The following is a 21,128-nucleotide window of genomic DNA, read 5'->3' as shown; positions in this document are numbered from 1 at the left end:
ACGCACCACCGCGTGGCAAGGATCGGTACCCTCCGGACCCGTGGCCGACCGGCTGTCCCCGACCTCCTACGTCGTCCTGGGGACGATCGCGCTGCGCGGCCCGTCGACGTCCTACGACCTGAAGCGGGCGGTGGGCCGCTCCATCGGCTACTTCTGGCACTTCCCGCACGCGCAGCTGTACTCCGAGCCGCAGCGGCTCGCCGAGCTCGGCCTGCTCGAGGCCGAGACCGAGACCGAGGGCCGCAGGCGCCGGACCTACCGGCTCACCGAGGAGGGCCGCGCCGAGCTGAAGGCGTGGCTGGCCGAGCCGACGCCCGAGCACTTCCAGATGCGCGACATCGCCGAGCTGAAGCTGTTCTTCAACGAGGTCGGCGAGCCCGGTGACGTCGCCCGGCTCGCCCGTGAGCAGGTCGCCGCGCACCGGGAGCGCATCGCCGTCTACGAGGACATGCAGGCCCGGTACGCCGACCTGGACGCCGTCGCCAAACGCATGATCACGCTGCGGCTCGGCCTGGAGATGGAGCACGCCGCGCTGCGCTTCTGGTCCTCGCTGCTCGACGAGGTCGCCGACGGGATCGACGAGACCGCCTGACGATGGACCCCGACGACGAGGTGGGCGGCGAGCCGCGGGCGCTCCTGCGGGAGGCGCTCTCCCACCTGTCCACCACCACCAACTCCGACGGATCGCTCGAGCTCGAGGGCGAGGTCCCGCCCCACCTCGCCGGGCCCCTCGTCCGCGCGATGGGGCGGTCGCGGATGAGCTCCGCGCCGACGACGAGCGCCGTGACGTGGTGCCCCGCAGCGGTGGGCGGCTGCAGGCGGACGCCTTCGTCGCCCTGCTCCTGCGGGTCACCGACCCCCTCGGCCGGCCCTGACGGCCGGGCTCAGCGCTCCTCGCGGAAGTCGACGTGCCGGCCGACGCGGGCGTCGTACTTGCGCAGCACGAGGCGGTCGGGGTCGTGGCGCCGGTTCTTGCGGGTCACGTAGGTCGTGCCGGTCCCGGCCGTCGAGCGCAGCTTCACGATCGGGCGGACGTCGTTGCGGGCCACTCTTCTCTCCCTTCGTGGCAATGATTATCGTTCACGACAACGCAGAGGGAGGGATCGGTATGCCTGACGGTCCGGGGACCGGGCTGACGGTGGTGTGCGGGGTCGATCGGCCGGCGTCGGCGACCGTGGCGGCCGCGCTGCGACCGCCGCGGGGGGCGCTGGTCGCCCACGACCTGCGGGGCCTGGGGGAGGGCGTGCTGCACCGCCGGGTCGTGGAGCACGACGGCGAGCAGCCCGTCGAGCACACAGCGGTGCTCGAGCTCGCGCACGGCTGCGTCTCCTGCACGCTGCGCGAGGACCTGCTGCCGCTGCTGGTGCGGCTGGCCCGGGACCCCGACGTCGAGCACGTCGTGCTGCTGCTCGACCCCGGGCTCGAGGTCGAGATCGCCTGCGAGGCGTTGCACGCCGTGGTGCCCGACGGCACCGACGGGCCCGTCACCGACCTCCTCGAGCTGCACGGCGTCGTCGGCGTGCTCGACGCCGCCACCTGGCTCGATGACGCGGGTAGTGACGACGCGCTGGCCGAGCGCGGGCTCGCCCTCACCGCCGACGACGAGCGGACGGTGGCCCGGCTCGTCGTGGGTCACGCCGAGTTCGCCGACGTCCTCGTCGTCACCGGGCGCTGCGGCGGCGCCTGGGAGCGTGTCCGCCTCGACGCCGTCCTCGCCCGCCTCGCCCCGCGCGCGGCCACCGTCGTCGCGCCCGCCGCGGTCGGCGACCCGGGGCCGCTGGGCGCCGAGGTCACCGCCCTGCTCGCCGCCCTGCCGCCCGACGCGCGCCGCGGAGTGCCCGAGGACACGCAGGCGCCGCTGTTGCGGGGCCAGCCGCCGCTGGCCCGCGACGCGGGGGTGTCGCTGCTGCACGTGGGCCACCGCCGGCCGTTCCACCCCGAGCGCCTGCACGCGGCGTTCGACGTGCTGCTGCACGGCACCGTGCGGGCACGCGGGCGGGTGTGGGTCGCCTCGCAGCCCGAGCACGTCCTGTGGCTCGAGTCCGCGGGCGGGGCCCTGCAGATCGGCGTCGCGGGCACGTGGCTCGCCGCCGACCCCGACGCCTGGGACGACGCGGACGACGAGCACCGCGCCGCGGCCGCGCTGCGGTGGGACGAGCGCTGGGGCGACCGCGAGCAGCAGCTGGTCGTGCTGGTCCACGACGCCGACCCGGCGGGCATCGTCGAGGCGCTCGACGCGGCCCTGCTCACCGACGACGAGCTGGCCCTCGGGGAGGACGCCTGGCGGCGGTTCGACGACCCGTTCGAGCACCGCCACGCCGACCCCTGCGAGGACCTCGCGGGCGAGGCCGGCCCCGTCACGGGTCGGCACGAGGGCGGTGCGCGGTGACCCCGCCGGCGGAGGGGGTGGCGACGGTCGGGTTCACCGCCGTGCGCTGCGGCAACGCGGCCTGCCCGCACCACCAGCGTCCCGCGCCCGACGGCGACGCGGTGAACGAGGCGCTGTGCCGCGCGGTCCGACGCTGCCCGCACGGCCTGCTCATCAGCGCGTCCTGCCTCACGACCGGCGCGTGCGCCCACGGCGCGGCCCCGCGCGGGGCGGGCGCCCTCGTGCTCGTCCAGCCCTGCGACCACGAGCGCACCCCCACCCGGCCCGCCGTGATGGCGGGCCCGCTGCACGAGCCCGCCGACGTCGACGACCTGTGCGCCTGGCTCGCCGCCGGCGCCGCCGGCCCGTTGCCGGCGCACCTCGATGCCGTCGAGGCCTACGGGCGGCGCGACGCGGCCGGCTGAGGCTCGAGCACCGCGAGCAGCCGTCGCCGCAGCGCGGCACCGCGGGCGGCGAAGGCGCGCTGGGCGTCGACGTAGGCGGCCTTGCCCTCGGCGGTCTCGATGCGCACCGGCTCGTAGCCGAGGTCGGCGAGGTCGTAGGGCGAGGCGCGCATGTCGAGCGCGCGGATCTCGCGGGCGAGGGCGAACGCGTCGAGCAGCAGCTCGCCGGGCACCAGCGGGCCGAGCTTGTCGGCCCACTTGTAGAGGTCCATCCCCGCGTGCAGGCACCCGGGCTGCTCGAGCTCGACCTGGCGGGCCCGGGTCGGCCGCAGGGTGTTGCGCGGCGCGGCGGACGGGGTGAAGAAGCGGTACGCGTCGTAGTGGGAGCAGCGGATGCGGTGGGACTCGACCACCGCGTCGGTGCCCGCCGCACCGAGGCGCAGCGGCACGGGGTGCCGGGTGCGGTCGTCGCGGTGGACCATCGCCCACTCGTGCAGGCCGAAGCAGCCCAGCTGCGGCGCCCGGTCCGCCGTCGCCCGCAGCAGGCCGGCGACGAAGGAGACGGTCGCCCCGCGCTCGGCGCGCAGCCCCGCGTCGTCGACGCGGACACCGGCGACCCCGCCGTCGCGGACGTAGTGGCGCCACGCGGCGCGCTCGTCCGCGTCCGCGAGCACGACGCCCGCGCCGGGGTGCCAGCGCCGCAACCGGCTCGGACGGGTGGGGTAGTAGGTGTAGAGGAAGTCCTCCACCGGGTGCGCCTCGCCGCGCGCCCGGCGTGCGCGGTGCCCGGCGGTGAGCGCGTCGGCCCGCGCGGCGTGCGCGTCCGCGCGCGCCCGCCACTCCGGTCCCGCCAGCACCCGCACGACCTCGATGGTGCCAGCGCGCGGCGCGGACGGGTGCGGTGGCCGTGCTCGACGACCGTCCCGCGGACGGCCGCCGAGCGTGCTCGTCTCGCCGCGCTGCCGCATCGATTCAGGCGGTCCGACGCGGTGTGACCCGGGTAACCGCCCCGGGTCACCGTCAGAGGGTCACCAGGACAGGGAGGCCACCACCGATGTCCGAGCAGCGAGACACCGACCCCGCCACCGTCGTGCCGGACGCCGCTCCGCTGCGCGGCGAGCCCGCCGAGCCCGACCAGCCGAACCCCGAGGACGTCCTGCCGATCGGCGAGGCGAGCGAGACCGAGCACCTGGTCGACGACGAGTAGGCGCGCCGCGGGACGGACGGCGCGTTCGCTGCGTCGGGGGCAGCGAACGCGCCGCTCGTCCCGCGGTGGATCCTGGACCCGTGAGCGAGACGACCGACCCGGCCACCCCGACGGCGAACCCGGCGCGGGCCCCGCAGCCGCGCGCGCCGCAGCCCGGCGACCGCGCCACCGGCCTGGGCTCCTGGCCGGGCACCGACCGTCGCGAGGCGGCGCGGACGGTGGTCGGCGAGCTCCCCGGGATGCCGTACGTCCCCGAGCTGCCCGCCCGCGGCGTCGGCGCGGACATGGTGGGACGCGGGGCGGCGATGCTCGTCGACCTCGCGGTCGAGGTGTGGCCCTCGGGCTACCGGGTGGCCCGCCGCCCCGGGAGCGACCACCGGCGTGCCGTCGAGCTGCTGGCTCGCGACGTCGACGCCCTCGACGAGGCCCTCGGCGAGGCCGGGGCCACACCGGCGGCGGTGAAGGTCCAGGTCGTCGGGCCGTGGACGCTCGCCGCCGGCGTGGAGCTGCGGTCCGGGCACCGCGTGCTGACCGACCGCGGCGCCGTCGCCGAGTTCGCCGCCAGCCTCGCCGAGGGCCTGCGCGCCCACGTCGCCGAGCTCGCCCGGCGCACCGGCGCGCCCGTCGTCGTCCAGCTGGACGAGCCGACGTTGCCCGCCGTCCTCGCCGGCTCGCTGCCCACGCCGTCGGGCTACGGCACGGTCGGCGCGGTGCCCGGGGCGGAGGCCCGCGCCCTGCTCGCGGACGCGATCACGGCCGCCCGGGAGGCCGGGGCGGCGTCGGTCGCCGTGCACTGCTGCCATCCCACCCCGCCCCTGGCCCTGCTCGGGGCCGCGGGCGCGGACGCGGTGGCGGTGGACCTCGGGGCCCTGGGGGGAGCGGAGGCGCCGGCGGAGGTGCTCGACGCGCTCGGTGAGCTCTGGGAGGCCGGCACGGAGCTGTGGCTGGGGATCGTGCCGTCGACCGATCCGGCCACCCCGCCGGCACTCCACGACCTCGCCCGCCCCGCGCTCGACCTCGCCGACCGTCTCGGGTTCGACCGTGCCCGTCTCGCCGACCGCGCCGTGGTCACCCCGGCGTGCGGGCTGGCGGGCGCGGACCCGGGGTGGGCGCGGCGCGCGACGAGCACGACCGTCGAGCTCGCCCGCGCGTTCGCCGACCCACCCGCGAGCTGGTGACCCCACGGCTGGTGATCCACTGACCGGCGTGCGGATCGGACTGGTCGGCGGCGGGTTCGCCGCGCTGCGCGGAGCCCTGCAGACGGCGTTCGACGAGGCCGGCTGGACGGGGGTCGAGATCGTCGACGTGCCGGTCGGCGTGCCCGTCGAGGGCGTGGCGCGGGTCGACGTCCTGTGCCCCATGGGCAGCACGATCTCCGGGGTGCTGATGGACGCCACCGCGCCGCGGCTGATCCAGCAGTTCGGGGTCGGGCTGTCGGGGGTGGACCTGGCCGCGGCCGAGGCCCGTGGTCTCCCGGTCGACAACGTGTCGGGCGCCGCGTCCGGCAACGCCGTCGCCGTCGCCGAGATCGCCCTGCTGCACCTGCTGGTGCTGCTGCGGCGGTTCGAGCAGGCCCGGGCCAACGTGGCGCGCCGGGGTGGTGGGGGTGCCGTCGGGCACGACGCTCGCCGGGCGCACGGTCGCGGTGCTGGGCGTGGGCGACATCGGCGCCGAGGTGATCGGGCGCCTGCGCGCGTTCGGCGCGGAGCCGGTCGGCATCGGCCGGCGTCCGCGGACGGAGACGCCCCACGCCGCCGACCTGCTCGACGACGCGCACTACCACCGCACCGCGGACCTGGCCGGCGCGCTCGACGGCTGCGACGACCTCGTCGTCTGCTGTCCGCTGACCGCGGAGACGCGCGGGCTGGTCGGCGCCGCCGCCCTTGCGGCGCTGGGCCCCGGCGGCCACGTCGTCAACGTCGCCCGCGGCCCGGTCGTGGACCGCGACGCCCTGCTCGACGCGCTGCGCTCGGGGCGTCTCGCCGGAGCGGGGCTGGACGTCACCTGGGTCGAACCGATCGACCCCGACGACGCGCTGCTGGCGCAGAACGTCGTCGTGACCCCGCACGTCGGCGGCGTCACCGCGACGTCCTATGCCGGCATCGCGGCCGGGTTCGTGGCCTCGGTGGAGCGGCACCTCGGCCGGGTCACGTAGCGGTTCGCCGTCGGGGCTCCCGGATAGTCTCGGCCCCGTGACCAGCGAGACCGTGCCGACGGGGCCGATCGGGCAGAGCCCGGAGCAGACACCGGTGCCCGCCGACGCCGCCCAGCGCCACCGCGAGCTGTCCGAGGTCGTGTCGGACCACCAGTTCCGCTACTACGTGCTCGACGCACCGATCGTCAGCGACGGCGAGTTCGACGCGCTGTTCGGAGAGCTCCAGCGCCTCGAGGAGGCGCACCCGTCGCTGGTCACGCCCGCGTCGCCCACGCAGCGGGTCGGGGGCGGGTTCTCCACCGACTTCGTCGCGGTCGACCACCTCGAGCGCATGCTCTCGCTCGACAACGCGTTCACGGCCGAGGAGCTGCGCGAGTGGGTGCTGCGGGTGCAGCGCGAGCTCGACTTCCCCACCGAGGAGCTGCTCTACCTCTGCGAGCTCAAGATCGACGGGCTCGCGGTCAACCTGCTCTACGAGGACGGTCACCTGACGCGGGCGCTCACGCGCGGGGATGGGCGCACCGGCGAGGACATCACGCTCAACATGCGCACGCTGGCCGACGTGCCCACCGAGCTGACGGGCACCGACGCGTTCCCGGTGCCGCGGCTCATGGAGGTCCGGGGCGAGGTGTTCTTCCGTCTCGCCGACTTCGAGGAGCTCAACGCCGGCCTCGTCGCCGCGGGCAAGCAGCCGTTCGCCAACCCGCGCAACTCCGCCGCCGGCTCGCTGCGCCAGAAGGACCCGCGGGTGACGGCGACGCGCCCGCTGCGGATGATCTGCCACGGGCTGGGCAAGCGCTCCGGGTTCACGCCCGCCCGCCAGTCCGAGGCCTACGAGGCCCTCGCCGCCTGGGGGCTGCCGGTGTCGTCGCACACCCGGGTGCTCCACGGCGTCGACGCGGTCCTCGAGCACGTCGAGTACTGGGGCGAGCACCGCCACGACTCCGATCACGAGATCGACGGCGTGGTGGTCAAGGTCGACGACGTCGCGCTGCAGCGCCGTCTCGGCTCCACCGCGCGCGCCCCGCGCTGGGCGATCGCCTACAAGTACCCGCCGGAGGAGGCCACGACGACGCTGCGCAACATCAGCGTCAACGTCGGGCGCACGGGGCGCGTGACCCCGTTCGCGGAGATGGACCCGGTGCTGGTCGCGGGCTCGACGGTGTCGCTCGCGACGCTGCACAACGCGGGCGAGGTCGAGCGCAAGGGCGTCCTCATCGGCGACCGAGTGATCATCCGCAAGGCCGGCGACGTCATCCCGGAGGTGCTCGGCCCGGTCGTCGAGGCGCGCACCGGCGACGAGCGCGCGTTCGTCATGCCCACGCACTGCCCCGAGTGCGGCACCGAGCTGCGCCAGATGCGCGAGGGCGACAAGGACCTGAGGTGCCCCAACGCCCGGTCCTGTCCCGCCCAGCTGCGCGAGCGTCTGTTCCACGTCGCGGGCCGCGGCGCGTTCGACATCGAGGTGCTCGGCTACGAGGCGGCGACGGCGCTGCTCGACGCCGGGGTCGTCCACGACGAGGGCGACGTGTTCCGGCTCACCAGCGACGACCTGATCCAGGTCGACCTCTTCCGCACCAAGGCCGGCAACGTCTCGGCCAACGGGCAGAAGCTGCTGGCCAACCTGGAGACCGCGAAGCAGCGCCCGCTGTGGAAGGTGCTGGTCGGCCTGTCCATCCGCCACGTCGGCCCCACCGCCGCCCAGGCCCTGGCGCGGCACTTCCGCTCGATCGACGCGATCGACGCCGCGAGCGAGGAGGAGCTGGCCGCGGTCGACGGGGTCGGCCCGACGATCGCGCACGCGGTCCGCGAGTGGTTCTCGGTCGACTGGCACCGCGAGGTCGTGGAGAAGTGGCGCGCCGCCGGGGTCCAGCTGGCCGAGGAGATCGACGAGTCGGTGCCCCGCACCCTGGAGGGCCTGTCGATCGTGGTCACGGGCTCGCTGCCGACCTTCTCGCGGGACGAGGCCAAGGAGGCGATCCTCGCCCGCGGCGGGCGCGCGGCCGGGTCCGTGTCGAAGAAGACGGCGTTCCTCGTGGTCGGCGACGAGCCGGGCTCCAAGTACGACAAGGCGGTGGCCGCGGGCGTACCCATCCTCGACGAGGACGGTTTCCGTGTCCTGCTCGAGCAGGGGCCGGAGGCCGCGGGGGACGCGGCGCTCGCCCCGGGGGCCGGTCCGGCGGCGGCCGGGGACGCGTGAGGGCCGGCGGGCCGCCCCGCGGCGACCAGCGGCGCGGAGCTGCCGCAACGCCCGTCGCCGACGTCGGGCACACTCACACCGTCGGGTGACGGCGCCTGCGACGTCCAGGTGGCGTCGCGGCCCGGACCCGGCCGCCGACCGGTAGGCGTTGCCCTCGTCGCCGGGAAGGTTGAAGCTGGACACAACGGTCGAGGGTGGAGGGAGGGACGCGGCGGTGCTGCAGTGTTGCCCCAACGGTGCCCGCCCTGCCGACGTGTACCCCGCCGTACCCATGAGCCCGCGCCACCTCGCGCGCGACGCGCGGGCGGTCGCGGCCCTCGGCGTCGAGAGCCTCCACGTGCACCCGCGCGACCGCGACGGGCAGGAGAGCCTTGCCCCCGGTGTCATCGGCACGGTGGTGGGGACGATCCGGCGCGAGGCCCCCGAGCTCGAGATCGGCGTGACCACGGCGCGCTGGGTCGAGCCCGATCCCCTCAAGCGCACCGAGCTCATCGGGCAGTGGGGCAAGCTCCCGCCGCACGCGCGCCCCGACGTGGCCTCGGTGAACGTCCACGAGCGCGGGTGGCAGCGGGTGTGCGCCGCCCTCGACGCGGTCGGCATCGGGGTCGAGCTCGGCGTCTGGACCACGGGCGACGCCGTGCAGCTCAAGCAGGCCGGGCTGCCGCGCGGGACGGTCCGGGTGCTGGCCGAGGTCACCGTCACCGACCCCGACACCGCCGTCGCCGAGGCCGTGCGCATCCTCAAGGCCCTCGGGCCCGTGCCCGCGCCGATCCTGCTGCACGGGGAGGAGGGCGGCGCCTGGCCGGTGCTCGAGTACGCCAAGCGCAACCACCTCGACACCCGCATCGGCTTCGAGGACACCCTCAAGGGCCCCGACGGCACCTGGCTGGCCACCGGCAACGAGGAGCTCGTGCGCTACGCGCAGGGCAAGGACGTGGCCGGCCGCTACGAGCGCCGCCGCTCCGGTGGGCGTGCCGGCGGGCTGCGCGGCTCGAGCCTGTGGCCGGGTGGCTCGCGCGCCGAGCACCGGCGCTGACGCCGTCCACGAGGCCGTCGGTGGTCGCACCGGCGGGATCGCCGGGTCGTGCGCGCCCGACGTAGGGTCGCCCCCGTGTTGCACGGGCGCGCCGCGGAGCGGGCCGCCATCACGCAGCTCCTCGACGAGGCCTGGTCGTCGCGCGGCGGCGCGCTGGTGCTGCGGGGGGAGCCGGGGACGGGGAAGTCGGCGCTGCTGGCCGATGCCGTCGCGAACGCCGAGGGCATGCGCGTGCTGCGGACCCAGGGCGTGGAGTCCGAGTCCCCCCTGGCCTTCGCGGCGCTGCAGCGACTGCTGCGACCGGTCACGCCTCTCCTGGGGCGGCTGCCGGCCCGCCAGGCGCGGGCGCTGGGCGCCGCGGTCGGCAAGGAGGACGAGGCCGACACCGACCGGTTCCTGGCCTTCCTCGGGGCGCTGAGCCTGCTCGCGGAGGTCGCCGGGGACGCGCCGGTGCTCGCCGTCGTCGACGACGCGCACTGGCTCGACGACGCCTCGGCCGCCGCGCTGCTCTTCGTCGCCCGCCGGGTGGCCGCCGAGCGCGTCGCCCTGCTGTTCGGGACCCGCCCGGACGGGTTCGACGACGTGGACCTGCCCACGCGGACCGTCGCCGGGCTGGACCACGATGCGGCCCTCGCCCTGCTCGCCGAGCGCAGTGGTGTCGCCGTCCCCGCCGAGGTCGGCGAGGGGCTCGTCGCCCGCACCGGCGGCAACCCGCTCGCGCTGGTCGAGCTCCCCGGGGCCCTGTCCGCGGCGCAGCTGGCCGGCCGGGCGCCGATGCCGCCGCGGCTACCGGTGACCGAGGGTGTCGAGCGGGTGTTCCTCGACCGCGCCCGGCGCCTGCCGGAGCCGGCCCGGACGCTCCTGCTCGTCGCCGCGGCCGACGACTCCGGCCGGATCGGCACGGTGCGGCGGGCCGCGGCCACGCTCGGTGCCGGCGACGACGCGCTGGACGCGGCGGAGCGGTCGGGACTGATCCGGGTCGACGGTGGCGAGATCGCGCTGCGCCACCCACTCGTGCGGTCGGCGGTCCACGGTGCGGCGACCAGCGCGGCCCGCCGCCGGGTCCACCGCGCCCTCGCGGCGGTGACCGACGACGACCGACGCGCGTGGCACCTCGCCGCCGCGGCGGAGGACGTCGACGAGGCGGTCGCCGCGGACCTCGAGCGCGTGGCCGACCGGGCGCGTGGACGAGGTGGTCAGGAGGCGGCGAGCGCGGCGCTGGAGCGTGCTGCCGAGCTCACGCCCGCGGTCGGCGACGAGCGCGGACGGCGGCGATACGCCGCCGCGCTCGCCGCCTGGTCGGCCGGTCGACCGGTGCGTGCCCGGGCGCTCGCCGACACCGCCCTGGCCGAGGTGTCCGACCCGCACCTGCGGGCCGACGTCGGACTGTTGCGGGCCCGGGTGGAGTGGAACACCGGGTCGCTGTCCCTCGGCCGTCGCATGGTCCTCGCGGTCGCACGGGACGTCGCCGCCCTCGATCCCGACCGGGCGCGCGAGCTGGCCATGTTCGGGGCGGCCATGGCCTCGTTCGCCGCCGCTCCCGATGCCGGAGCCGACCTCGACCCGGAGGCCGTGCCGCCTGCGTGCGAGGGCGACGCCCGGGCGCGCTGCTTCGACGGCCTCCGGTACGGCCTCGCCGCCGTGCCGCGCGGCGACTGGCCCGCCGTCGCCGTCCATCTTCAGGACGCGGTCGCGGTCGGTGACCGGTTCACCGACGCCGAACAGGATCTGGTCCCGAACCTCGTCCTCGCCGGCATGCACCTGCAGGACGACGAGGCCGTCCTGCGGTACGGCACCCTCCTGCTCGACAGGGCGCGCGACTCCGGCTCGCCGAGCCTCGTCCTCTACGCCCTCACGCGGCGACTCGGCGCCCCGATCGCCACCGGCCGTTGGTCGGCGGCGCGGGCCGACGTCGCCGAGGCGCGCCAGCTCGCCGACCGGATCGGCCTCCCCAGCCTCGCGATCCTGCCCGCCGCGTACGACGCGCTGCTGGCGGCCCTGCGCGGCGACGGGACCGACGACCTCGTGGCCGAGGTCGAGCGGCTCTCCGCCCATCCGACGGGCTCGACCGGGAACCTGGCCGGTGACCTCGTGGCGTGGGTCCGCGGTGTCGTCGAGGCCCGACCGGACGCGGCGCTGGTGCACCTGGAGCAGATGTCGCTGTCCGTCGCCCGGCACCTCGCGGCCGTCGACCGCCTCGAGGCCGCGGTCCGCGCCGGACGGCCCGACACCGCCGCGGCGTGGGCCGACGAGCTCGCGTCGTTCGCGGCGGCCACGGGCTCGTCGTGGGCGGCCGCCGTGGCCTCCCACGGCCGTGCCCTCGTGGCCGACGCCGACGACGCCGAGGCGTTGTTCAGGTCCGCGCTCCGCCACCACGCACTCTCGCCACGCCGGGTCGACGCCGCACGGACCCGCCTCGCCTACGGCGAGCACCTGCGTCGTGCACGACGTCGGGTGGACGCGCGCACCCACCTGCGGGCGGCGCTGGCCGTGTTCGAGGAGGTCGGCGCCGAGCCGTGGGCGCAGCGGGCCCGCCAGGAGCTGCGCGCGTCGGGGGAGTCCGCGCGCCGTCGCGGGGGCGCCGGGACCCCGCAGCTGACGCCCCAGGAGCTGCAGGTCGCGACCCTCGTCGCGCAGGGCCGGTCCAACCGGGACGTCGCCGGGCAGCTGTTCGTCAGCCCGCGCACCGTCGACTTCCACCTGCGCAACGTCTTCACGAAGCTCGGCGTCAGCAGCCGCGGCGAGTTGGGCCGCGTCGTCCCGCAGTGAACCCGGCGGTTTCGCCGGCGCCGCGACTCGCGGACCTTCCTAGCGTCGACGCCGTGATCCCGACACCCACCACGTCCCGGACGGAGACCACGCCGTGATCGGACAGTTCCTCGTCGGCGGAGCGGTCAACGCGCTGCTCCTGATCGTCGCCGCCTTCCTGGTCTCCCGGTTCGCCGGCGAGATCCACGGCCGCGCCCTCCTCGCGATCGTCCTGTTCATCGCCGGCGGCGTGTACCTGGGCTTCGCGGTAGGGGCCGGCGCCTCCGGCGGGTGGGCGCTCGCCGAGCTCGTCCAGGCCATCGCCCTCGGGGTCCTCGGGTTGCTCGGCCTCCGCGGCTCCCCCTACTGGCTCGCCGCGGGCTGGGCGGTCCACCCGCTCTGGGACGTGCTCCTGCACCACATCGGCGCCGGGCACGAGTTCGCGCCCCGGTCCTGGGTGATCGCCTGCGTCAGCTTCGACCTCCTCGTCGCCGCCTACGTCGTCCTGGCCGCCCGCACGGGGATCGCCCGGCGGCGGCCGTCCGGGCGCGACGCCGAGCGTCGGGACGACCGGGCCGTCGCAGTCGGCTGATCCGCGACGCGCTCGGGCGAGCGGCCCACGGCCCCGGTCTCCGCGGGTCGTGGGCCGTCAGCATCGGAGGTCAGCCGACGATCGTCGCCACGATGCCGGCGAGGTGCGACAGCCGGGCGAGCTCGGACGGTCGGAACGCGGGACCGCCCGGGCGTCCCACCACCAGCGCGCGCTCGGGACGTCCCACCGGGGCGGCGGCGAGCTCGGTGTCGAGGTCGGTCCAGGCCTCGGGCACGGCGTGGCCGCCGGCGGGGTCGAGGACCGTGGCCTTGTCGAGCGGCAGCCAGCGCAGCTCGGCCGCCTCGGTCTCCGGGGCGGCCGCGCTGGAGGCGACGCGTCGCACGCGGGCGCCCTCCCCGGTGGCCTCGGTGACCAGTGCCCAGGCAGAGCGGAACAGGCCGGGCACGCCCTCGGCCAGCAGCGTCACGCCCTGCTCGGGGTGGGCGGCGACCGCCTCGACCAGCTCCAGCTCCCGGGTGGTGTCCAGCGCGCCGGCGAACGGGCGCACCGACTCCACCACCACACCCCGCACCGCCTCGGCCGCGGTGATCAGGACGTCGGGGGGTCGGGAGCTGGGCATCTCCACGACGAGGTCGTCCACCGCGGAACCGGCGCCCCGCTCGACGACGTCGACGGAGAGGATGTCCGCGCCCTCGGCGCCGAGCGCGGAGGCGAGCGCCCCCAGGGTGCCGGGTCGGTCGGGCAGCACCACGCGCAGCAGGTAGGTCACGGCCCTCCTCGACGTCCGGACTCCCGAAACGACTCCCGCGCGGACACTCGTCGTCCGTGCGCGGCCCCGGCTCCTCCCGCGGACCCGGTGGCCCCCGCGGTGTGCGGGGCCGCCCCGGTCGACCGCGCCGAGGTACCCCGTCGGCGGGCCCGCGCATCCTCCCAGGCGGACCCCCGCGGGGGCGAGCGCCGATCACGCCGTGGCGCGCGAATCCTCGTCGAGGCCCCGCTCGCGGCGGTCCTAGACTGGATGTTCGCGGCTCACCCACCCCGGAGGACCATGTCCGACATCACCCGCGACGACGTCGCCCACCTCGCCCGTCTGGCCCGGCTCGCGGTCACCGACGAGGAGCTGGACACGTTCTCGCGACAGATCGACGCCATCGTCGACACGGTCTCGGCGGTGGGCGACATCCCGGACGACGTGCCGCCGACCGCCCAGGTGGTGCCGCAGACCAACGTCCTGCGCGCCGACGCGACCGAGCCGTCGCTGCCCCGCGATGTGGCGCTCGCCGGTGCGCCGGCCGCCGAGGAGGGCCGCTTCCGCGTGCCCCGGATCCTGGGGGAGGAGCTGTGAGCGACATGATCTCCCTCGACGCCGCCGAGCTCGCGCGCCGCATCCACGCCCGCGAGGTGTCCTCGGTGGAGGTCACCCGGGCCCATCTGCAGCGCATCGAGGCCGTGGACGGCCCCTCCGACGGGTCGGCCGGTCCCGACGGGGTGCACGCGTTTCTGCACGTCGACGCCGACGGCGCGCTGGCCGCGGCCGAGGCCGCCGACCGGGCGATCGCCGAGGGCGGGCCCGTCTCGCCGCTGGCCGGTGTCCCGGTGGCGCTCAAGGACAACCTGACCACGACCGACATGCCGACGACGTGCGCCTCGCGGATCCTCGACGGCTGGCGCCCGCCGTACGACGCGACGGTGGTGGCCCGGCTGCGCGCCGCGGGCCTCGTGCCGCTGGGCAAGACCAACCTCGACGAGTTCGCCATGGGCAGCTCGACCGAGAACTCCGCGTTCGGCCCGACCCGCAACCCCTGGGATCTCACGCGCGTCCCCGGCGGCTCCGGCGGCGGCTCGTCGGCGTCCGTCGCGGCGGGCGAGGCGCCGCTGGCGCTCGGGTCCGACACGGGCGGCTCGATCCGCCAGCCGGGCGCCGTCACCGGCACGGTCGGGGTCAAGCCGACCTACGGCACGGTGTCCCGGTACGGGCTCGTCGCGTTCTCCTCGTCGCTGGACCAGATCGGGCCGTGCGCGCGGTCGGTGCTCGACGCCGCCCTGCTCCACGAGGTGGTCGGCGGGCACGACCGATGCGACCAGACCTCGGTGAACGCGCCGCTGCCGCCCGTCGTCGAGGCCGCCCTGGCCGGCGCCCGCGGCGACCTCGCCGGCGTGCGCGTCGGGGTGGTGGGCGAGCTGTCCGGCGAGGGTTACCAGCCCGGCGTGCTCGCGGCGTTCACCGACGCCGTGCGGACGCTCGGCGAGCTGGGCGCCGAGGTCGTCGAGGTGTCCTGCCCGTCGTTCTCCTACGCCCTGCCGGCGTACTACCTCATCGCGCCGAGCGAGGCGTCGAGCAACCTCGCCCGCTTCGACGCGATGCGCTACGGCCTGCGTGTCGGCGACGACGGCGAGCGCTCGACCGACGAGGTCATGTCGCTGACCCGTGAGGCGGGCTTCGGCGCGGAGGTCAAGCGCCGCATCATGATCGGCACCCACGCCCTGTCCGCCGGCTCCTACGACGCGCTCTACGGGAAGGCGCAGAAGGCCCGCACGCTGATCGTCCGCGACTTCACCGCGGCGTTCGAGACGTGTGACGTGCTCGTCTCGCCGACGACGCCCACCACGGCGTTCGCGATCGGCGAGCGCGTCGACGACCCGCTGGCCATGTACCTGGCCGACCTCTGCACGATCCCCGCCAACCTCGCGGGCAACGCGGCGCTCTCGGTGCCGTGCGGGACCTCACCCGACGACGGTCTGCCGGTCGGCCTGCAGGTCATGGCGCCCGCGCTCGCCGACGACCGCGCCTACCGCGTGGCCGCGGCCTACGAGACGGCACGCTCCTCCACCCCCGATGCCGCGCCGCGCATCCCGGAACTGCGTGCCCTGGAGACGACCCGATGACCGCTGTGAGCACCCCGGGCGTCGAAGCGGCGCCCTACACCGTCGAGGAGGTCTGCGAGCACTTCGACCCCGTCATGGGCCTCGAGGTGCACGTGGAGCTCAACACGGCCACCAAGATGTTCTGCGGCTGCGCGAACGCGTTCGGCGCCGAACCCAACACGAACATCTGCCCCGTGTGCCTGGGTCTGCCCGGGTCGCTGCCGCGGGTCAACGGTGCGGCCGTCGAGTCGGCCATCAAGATCGGCCTGGCGCTGAACTGCCGGGTCCGGGAACGTTCCGGCTTCGCCCGGAAGAACTACTTCTACCCGGACATGCCGAAGAACTTCCAGATCTCGCAGTACGAGGACCCGATCGTCTTCGACGGCTACCTCGACGTGCCGCTCGACGACGGCGGCACGTGGCGCGTGGAGATCGAGCGCGCGCACATGGAGGAGGACACCGGCAAGTCCCTGCACGTCGGCGGGGCCACCGGGCGCATCCACGGCGCGGACTACTCGCTGCTCGACTACAACCGCTCCGGCGTCCCGCTGATCGAGATCGTCACGAAGCCGATCGTCGGAGCGCGCGACCGTGCGCCCATGGTGGCGCGCGCCTACGTCACGGCGCTGCGCGACATCCTGCGCGGGCTCGGCGTCTCCGACGTGCGCATGGACCAGGGCTCGATGCGCTGCGACGCGAACGTGTCGCTGACGCCCAAGGGCTCGCCGGTCTTCGGCACGCGCACCGAGACCAAGAACGTGAACTCGCTGCGCTCGGTGGAGCGCGCCGTGCGCTACGAGATGGGCCGCCAGGCCGGCGTGCTGCTCTCCGGCGGCACCGTGCGCCAGGAGACCCGCCACTTCGACGAGCAGTCCGGCACCACCTCGCCGGGGCGGGCCAAGGAGACGCTCGCCGACTACCGGTACTTCCCCGAGCCCGACCTGCCCCCGCTCGAGCCCGGCAGCGCGTGGGTCGAGTCGCTGCGCGCCGGCCTGCCCGAACGTCCGTGGGAGCGGCGCGCCCGCATCCAGACCGAGTGGTCCCTGTCCGACGAGGAGCTGCGCGACCTGGTCAACGCCAACGCGCTGGACCTGGTCGCCGACACCGTGGAGGCCGGCGCGCCGCCCGAGGCGGCGCGGTCGTGGTGGGTGTCCTACCTGCTGCAGCAGGCGAACAAGCGCGAGGTGACGCTGCCGGAGCTGTCGATCACTCCCGCGCAGGTCGCGCGCGTGATCGCGCTGGTCGCCGAGGGGACGCTGACCAACAAGCTCGCGCGCCAGGTCGTCGACGGCGTCCTGGAGGGGGAGGGCGACCCCGACGAGGTCGTCGCCGGACGGGGGCTGGCCGTGGTCAGCGACGAGAGCGCGCTGACCGCCGCGGTGGACGAGGCCCTGGCGGCACAGCCCGCCGTGGCCGAGAAGATCCGCGCAGGGAAGACCAAGGCCGCGGGCGCGATCGTCGGCGCGGTGATGAAGGCCACCCGCGGACAGGCGGACGCGGCGCGCGTCCAGGAGCTGGTGCTCGAGCGCTGCCGCTGAGCCGGTTGCGCCCGACCAACATCTTTTTTCGAGACCTTCCCGTAACCCGACCGGGTTCCTCCCGTTGGGGGATTCAGGGAGCAGCGTGTAGCCGCTCCCGGACCGGCTGTGAGCACGTGCCACCGTCCGGTCCATCCCCCGACGCCACACGGAATCCTCAGGAGGGTCGAATGGGTGCACACCGTGCCCGCCAGCCCAGCACGGTCGGCAAGGTCGCGGGCCGCGGCGCGTTCACCGCTGCGGCGGCGCTCGCGCTGACCGGCGGGACCGCGTCGTTCGCGTTCGCCGACGAGCCGAACTTCGACGCGACCGCACACACCACGCAGACGGCGGTCACCGACCTCGCCGGCGATCTCGAGGCCCTGCCCGAGACCGAGGCGCCCGACAGCGCCCGCGACCTCGAGGGCCTCGTCGGCGACCACGCCGCCAGCGTCGAGGACAAGGTCACGACGATCGGCGAGCGCGGCGCCGGCGACCTGGAGCACACGCTCAACGGCGCCGGGGTGCCCGTGGACTCGTCGATCACCGACGGCGAGGAGGCCCTCTCCGGCGCCGCCGGCGAGCTCTCCCAGCAGGTGCACCACGCGACCGGCTCCGGCGCGGCCGCCCTCGACGAGCAGGCCGAGAGCTTCCTGTCCTTCGCGTGACCTGACACGTCCTGACATCCGCCTGATCCGCTCCCCAGATCAGGCGCCCCGCGGCCCCGGCCCTCCGCACCCCCGAGGTGGAGGACCGGGGCTGCGGCGTGTCGCGGGCGGCGTGTCGTGTCAGCGGTGGGCCATCGCTGACGTTCAGTGTCCGTGACGCCACACGCTCGCCAGGAGCGTGGTGTGCGCTCAGTCCGCCCCGCTGGCGCCGCCCGACGGCGGCCGGATGCGCACGACGCGGTCATCGGTCGGCGTCTCCGGCCCGCCGCCGCCCTTGTTCGCCGTGGTGAACCAGATGAGGCCGTCGGAGGCGACGTCCGTGCCGGTGATCCGCCCGTAGGCGCCGGCGAGCACGGACTGCGGGGTCCCGACGAACGAGCCCTGGGGCGTCGGGCGCAGGACGAACATCGCCGACGAGCCCTCGAGCCCCACGAGGAGCGTGCCGGGCAGCGCCGCGCACCCCGCGACGCCGGGGCGCTCGGGCCACGTCCAGGCCGGGGCCGCCGCCGCCTCCGGGCCCGGCGCCGCCCCGGGCCGCACGGCCAGCAGGACGTCCCGCGACCCGGCCCGGTCGGTGACCCAGCTGACACCCGCCGCGGGGTCGGTGCACACGTCGCCGGGGGCGTGCAGTCCGCTCCCGACCACCGCCGAGCCCGGGTCGGGCGTCCCGCGCGCCGGCCGGCCGAACGGGTCGATGCGCAGCAGCTTGCCCGCCAGTGAGGTGGGCGAGGACGCGGCCGCGCGGTCCCCGCCGTCGCCGGTGGCCACGAGCAGAGTGCCGTCGGGCTCGACCCCGATGGCGCCCCGGTTGCCCGCCGACCCGCGCGGGATCCCGCCCAGCACGGTCTTCGGGACGTCGCCCGGCGCGATGCGCATCACCGCGTTGCCGTCCGCGGTGGTGGCGTAGGCGTAGACGAGCTGGTCCTCGGCGTACGTCGGGGACAGCGCCAGGCTGGTCAGCCCCCCGTCGCCGGCCGCGTCGACCGGCACGGTGGCCACGGTCTCCGGGGTCTCCTCCGGCGCGACGCGCAGGATGCGGCCGGTGGTGCGCTCGGCCACCAGCGCCGCCGCCCCGCCCGGCAGTGTCACCACGGCCGACAGCGGGGCGAGGCACGTGGCCACGACCTGCGGATCCGGATCGACGCACGGTGGGGGCACCGACGGTCCGCCCGAACCCGGCGCCGGGGTCGGCTCGCCCGTCTCGGGCAGGTGGGGTCGCGGTGCGCGCTCGGGCCCGAGCTCCGGGCGCTCGCGCCACGGCTGGGACCCGGCGTCGGGGAACTGGGCGCACCCGGCCAGCAGGCCCACGAGAGCCAGCAGTGCGACGAGGGCCGACGCCGGCCGCGCGCGCCGGGACACGACACGCAGCGGAGCCCGACCCCTCCGGCCGTCCGGACCAAACACGGTGCGCCACAGTAGGCGCCGACGACTGTGCCGGCCGTGAGACGGGTCGGTGGGGTGCACTAGCGTCCGTCGACCGTGAGCAGCGAACCGGTGACCGTCCTGGTGCCCCACGACGAGGGCGAGGCCGCGCTCGCCGACATCGACGGCCTCGAGCTCGTCCGCTACGACGAGCAGGCCGACCAGCTCCCCGACGCGGCCGAACGCGCGGCGGTGCTCATCCCGGGCTTCCTCGCCACCAGCGAGGCGCTGCGCCTGGTCGAGCGGTGCCCCCGGCTGCGGCTCGTGCAGCTGCTCTCGGCCGGCGCGGAGATGTGGGTCGGCCGGCTTCCCCAGGGCGTCCAGCTCTCGGACTGCCAGGGCGCGCACGGCGGCGTCACCGCCGAATGGGTCCTGGCCGCGACCCTCGCCGTGCTGCGCGAGATCCCGCCGTTCGTGCGCGCCCAGGACGAGCGGCGCTGGGACCAGCACATCACCGACACGCTCACCGGCAAGCGCGTGCTGCTGGTGGGCGCGGGGGACCTCGCCGACCAGACCGCCCGCCGGATGGAGACCTTCGACGTCGAGGTGATCACCCGCGTCGGGCGGCGGGCCCGCGAGGGCGTGCACGCGACGAGCGAGCTGCCCGACCTGCTGCCCCACCACGACGTCGTCGTGCTGCTCGTCCCGCTCACCGACGAGACGCGGGGCCTGGCGGACGCCGATTTCCTCGCGGCCATGCCCGACGGCGCCCTGCTCGTCAACGCCGCGCGCGGACCCGTGGTCGACACCGACGCGCTGCTCGCCGAGCTGCAGGCCGAGCGCCTGCGCGCCGCCGTCGACGTCGTCGATCCCGAGCCCCTGCCCGCCGACCACCCGCTCTGGACCGCGCCGAACCTGCTGATCACCCCCCACGTCGGCGGCAGCGTTCCCGGGCACCTCGACCGCGCCTACCGCGTGGTGCGCACCCAGCTCGAGGCCGTCGCCCGCGGCGAGGACCCGCCCAACCTGGTGATCAACGGCTACTGAGACCGCGTCCAGCTCACCGCCGGGAGGTCCGCCAGGAGCGTGCCGGGGGCGGTCGCGAGCGTCTCGGCGAAGGCGGCGACGGCCGGCGCCGCCGGCCGGGCGGGATCGCGGTGCAGGAGCAGGTGGCGCTCGACCGTCGGCGTCAGGGGCACCGACCGCAGCCCGGCGAACGCGATGAGCGGCAGCACGAGGCCGGGCACCACCGTGACGCCGAGCCCGGCCCCGACCATCCCGGCCACCGCGGCGACGTTCTGCGCCTCGTGCACGACGGCGGGCACCGCGCCGGCGTCGTGCAGCGCGCGGTCGACGGGACCCCGGATGCTGCTCCGTGGCCCGAACACCACGAGCGACTCGCCGTCGAGCGCCGACCAGGGCACCGAGGACCGCACCACGAGCGGGTGGTCGGGGTGCGCGGCGAGAACGAAGCGGTCGCGCCCCAGAGCGGCCCCGGCGCTCCGCGCACTCGTCGGGACGGCTGCGGCGACGGTGACGGCGAGGTCGACCTCCCCGCGCGCCAGCAGTTCGGCGACGGTGTCGGCGAGACCGTCGGCGACCCGCACCTCCACGTCCGGGTGCCGCGCACGGTGGGCGGCGATCACCGGCGGCAGGAGGATGGCGGCCACCGAGGGCAGGGCCGCGACCGTCACCGAGCCGCGGGTGCCGGCCAGGTAGCCCTCGAGGTGGTGCAGGCCCGCGTCGAGGTCGTCGACGAGGCGCCGGACCAGCGGCAACAGCGCCCGCCCCTGCTCGCTCGGACGCACGCGACGGGTGGTGCGGACGAACACGGGCGTACGCAGCCGACGCTCGGCCTCGGCGACGACGCGGCTCACCGCCGACTGGGTCGTGCCCAGCTGCGCGGCGGCCGCGGTGAAGCCCCCCGCGTCGGCGACCGCGACGAGCGCCCGGAGGTGGTGGACCCCGAGATCGAGCACATCCGCCTCCGCGTCCATGAGTGTGCCGCATCGATTGATCCGGGATTGATGGTAGATGCAGGTGAG

The 21,128-nt window shown here is 76.0% G+C and carries 20 protein-coding genes and 1 pseudogene; 16 read left to right on the top strand and 5 right to left on the bottom strand.

All coding sequences use genetic code 11. The annotated features are described in order from the left end of the window. Positions 1-40 precede the first annotated feature (40 nt). Positions 41-592, top strand: a complete 552-nt coding sequence (locus C8D89_RS02515; RefSeq protein ID WP_243417742.1) for a PadR family transcriptional regulator — start codon at positions 41-43, stop codon at positions 590-592. A gap of 292 nt (positions 593-884) precedes the next feature. Here the strand turns inward: C8D89_RS02515 and rpmG are convergent, their stop codons facing one another. Then, on the bottom strand, positions 885-1,049 hold the full coding sequence (rpmG, locus tag C8D89_RS02510) for a 50S ribosomal protein L33 (protein WP_116706453.1): 165 nt from the start codon (positions 1,047-1,049) through the stop codon (positions 885-887). Positions 1,050-1,108: 59 nt separating this feature from the next. Between rpmG and mrf the strand changes: the two genes are divergently transcribed. Then, complete coding sequence (gene mrf / locus C8D89_RS02505; protein WP_116706452.1) at positions 1,109-2,389, top strand: ribosome hibernation factor-recruiting GTPase MRF; 1,281 nt, start codon at positions 1,109-1,111, stop codon at positions 2,387-2,389. Continuing rightward, a complete protein-coding gene (locus C8D89_RS02500; RefSeq protein WP_116706451.1) occupies positions 2,386-2,793 on the top strand; it encodes a hypothetical protein in 408 nt (135 codons plus the stop codon). The genes mrf and C8D89_RS02500 overlap by 4 nt, the downstream gene beginning before the upstream one ends. Here C8D89_RS02500 and C8D89_RS02495 read toward each other — a convergent pair. Then, positions 2,766-3,644: a 3-methyladenine DNA glycosylase gene (locus C8D89_RS02495; RefSeq protein ID WP_207787036.1), complete on the bottom strand. Its 879-nt coding sequence runs from the start codon at positions 3,642-3,644 to the stop codon at positions 2,766-2,768. The genes C8D89_RS02500 and C8D89_RS02495 overlap by 28 nt on opposite strands. A gap of 182 nt (positions 3,645-3,826) precedes the next feature. Here C8D89_RS02495 and C8D89_RS30075 point away from each other — a divergent pair, with 182 nt between their 5' ends. The 8 genes and pseudogenes from C8D89_RS30075 to C8D89_RS02460 all read left to right on the top strand — a co-directional run bounded on the left by C8D89_RS30075 (position 3,827) and on the right by C8D89_RS02460 (position 12,710). Then, a complete protein-coding gene (locus tag C8D89_RS30075; RefSeq protein ID WP_165825510.1) occupies positions 3,827-3,979 on the top strand; it encodes a hypothetical protein in 153 nt (50 codons plus the stop codon). 173 nt (positions 3,980-4,152) lie between these two features. Beyond that, positions 4,153-5,157, top strand: coding sequence for a uroporphyrinogen decarboxylase/cobalamine-independent methonine synthase family protein (locus C8D89_RS02490; protein WP_243417850.1), 1,005 nt, complete (start codon positions 4,153-4,155; stop codon positions 5,155-5,157). Positions 5,158-5,185: 28 nt separating this feature from the next. Continuing rightward, positions 5,186-5,554, top strand: a pseudogene (locus tag C8D89_RS31050) (hypothetical protein); the annotation flags it as partial. A 31-nt stretch (positions 5,555-5,585) separates the two neighbouring features. Further along, positions 5,586-6,134, top strand: coding sequence for an NAD(P)-dependent oxidoreductase (locus C8D89_RS02480; RefSeq protein WP_165825509.1), 549 nt, complete (start codon positions 5,586-5,588; stop codon positions 6,132-6,134). 37 nt (positions 6,135-6,171) lie between these two features. Beyond that, positions 6,172-8,334: an NAD-dependent DNA ligase LigA gene (ligA, locus tag C8D89_RS02475; protein WP_243417740.1), complete on the top strand. Its 2,163-nt coding sequence runs from the start codon at positions 6,172-6,174 to the stop codon at positions 8,332-8,334. Positions 8,335-8,548: 214 nt separating this feature from the next. Continuing rightward, positions 8,549-9,370: a 3-keto-5-aminohexanoate cleavage protein gene (locus C8D89_RS02470; protein ID WP_116706447.1), complete on the top strand. Its 822-nt coding sequence runs from the start codon at positions 8,549-8,551 to the stop codon at positions 9,368-9,370. A gap of 75 nt (positions 9,371-9,445) precedes the next feature. Further along, positions 9,446-12,139 carry a helix-turn-helix transcriptional regulator gene (locus C8D89_RS02465; protein WP_116706446.1) on the top strand — a complete coding sequence of 898 codons (2,694 nt, stop codon included), beginning with the start codon at positions 9,446-9,448 and terminating at the stop codon, positions 12,137-12,139. 94 nt (positions 12,140-12,233) lie between these two features. Next, on the top strand, positions 12,234-12,710 hold the full coding sequence (locus C8D89_RS02460; protein ID WP_116706445.1) for a DUF6010 family protein: 477 nt from the start codon (positions 12,234-12,236) through the stop codon (positions 12,708-12,710). A 70-nt stretch (positions 12,711-12,780) separates the two neighbouring features. On the opposite strand, the gene C8D89_RS02455 is transcribed toward C8D89_RS02460, so the two are convergent. Further along, positions 12,781-13,440, bottom strand: coding sequence for an ACT domain-containing protein (locus tag C8D89_RS02455; RefSeq protein ID WP_116706444.1), 660 nt, complete (start codon positions 13,438-13,440; stop codon positions 12,781-12,783). Between the two features lie 279 nt (positions 13,441-13,719). On the opposite strand from C8D89_RS02455, the gene gatC reads away from it, so the two are divergent. From gatC to C8D89_RS28980, 4 genes are all read left to right on the top strand, one after another. After that, on the top strand, positions 13,720-14,016 hold the full coding sequence (gene gatC / locus C8D89_RS02450; protein ID WP_116706443.1) for an Asp-tRNA(Asn)/Glu-tRNA(Gln) amidotransferase subunit GatC: 297 nt from the start codon (positions 13,720-13,722) through the stop codon (positions 14,014-14,016). A gap of 5 nt (positions 14,017-14,021) precedes the next feature. Then, on the top strand, positions 14,022-15,557 hold the full coding sequence (gene gatA, locus C8D89_RS02445; protein ID WP_423716630.1) for an Asp-tRNA(Asn)/Glu-tRNA(Gln) amidotransferase subunit GatA: 1,536 nt from the start codon (positions 14,022-14,024) through the stop codon (positions 15,555-15,557). Then, entirely contained in the window at positions 15,554-17,074 is a 1,521-nt protein-coding gene (gatB, locus tag C8D89_RS02440) for an Asp-tRNA(Asn)/Glu-tRNA(Gln) amidotransferase subunit GatB (RefSeq protein ID WP_116706441.1), read from the top strand. Before gatA ends, gatB begins: the two co-directional genes overlap by 4 nt. Before the next feature lie 170 nt (positions 17,075-17,244). Beyond that, complete coding sequence (locus C8D89_RS28980) at positions 17,245-17,721, top strand: hypothetical protein (RefSeq protein ID WP_165825508.1); 477 nt, start codon at positions 17,245-17,247, stop codon at positions 17,719-17,721. Between the two features lie 189 nt (positions 17,722-17,910). Here C8D89_RS28980 and C8D89_RS02430 read toward each other — a convergent pair whose 3' ends face one another. After that, positions 17,911-19,080 carry a PQQ-dependent sugar dehydrogenase gene (locus C8D89_RS02430; RefSeq protein ID WP_116706440.1) on the bottom strand — a complete coding sequence of 390 codons (1,170 nt, stop codon included), beginning with the start codon at positions 19,078-19,080 and terminating at the stop codon, positions 17,911-17,913. A gap of 120 nt (positions 19,081-19,200) precedes the next feature. Between C8D89_RS02430 and C8D89_RS02425 the strand changes: the two genes are divergently transcribed. Further along, positions 19,201-20,130 carry a 2-hydroxyacid dehydrogenase gene (locus C8D89_RS02425; protein WP_116706439.1) on the top strand — a complete coding sequence of 310 codons (930 nt, stop codon included), beginning with the start codon at positions 19,201-19,203 and terminating at the stop codon, positions 20,128-20,130. On the opposite strand, the gene C8D89_RS02420 is transcribed toward C8D89_RS02425, so the two are convergent. Then, positions 20,124-21,062, bottom strand: coding sequence for a LysR family transcriptional regulator (locus C8D89_RS02420; RefSeq protein ID WP_243417737.1), 939 nt, complete (start codon positions 21,060-21,062; stop codon positions 20,124-20,126). The two genes, C8D89_RS02425 and C8D89_RS02420, sit on opposite strands and share 7 nt — an antisense overlap. Between the last annotated feature and the right edge of the window lie 66 nt (positions 21,063-21,128).

The organism is Actinomycetospora cinnamomea, assembly GCF_003096675.1.
Taxonomy (GTDB): Bacteria; Actinomycetota; Actinomycetes; order Mycobacteriales; family Pseudonocardiaceae; genus Actinomycetospora; species Actinomycetospora cinnamomea.
Note: the sequence above shows the minus strand (reverse complement) of the source record. Positions and strands in the feature narration are given on the sequence as shown.

Coding starts and splice junctions, on each gene's coding strand:
- mrf (WP_116706452.1), top strand. CDS start 1,109: ATGCCTGACGGTCCGGGGACCGGGCTGACGGTGGTGTGCGGGGTCGAT.
- C8D89_RS30075 (WP_165825510.1), top strand. CDS start 3,827: ATGTCCGAGCAGCGAGACACCGACCCCGCCACCGTCGTGCCGGACGCC.
- gatA (WP_423716630.1), top strand. CDS start 14,022: ATGATCTCCCTCGACGCCGCCGAGCTCGCGCGCCGCATCCACGCCCGC.
- gatC (WP_116706443.1), top strand. CDS start 13,720: ATGTCCGACATCACCCGCGACGACGTCGCCCACCTCGCCCGTCTGGCC.
- C8D89_RS28980 (WP_165825508.1), top strand. CDS start 17,245: ATGGGTGCACACCGTGCCCGCCAGCCCAGCACGGTCGGCAAGGTCGCG.
- gatB (WP_116706441.1), top strand. CDS start 15,554: ATGACCGCTGTGAGCACCCCGGGCGTCGAAGCGGCGCCCTACACCGTC.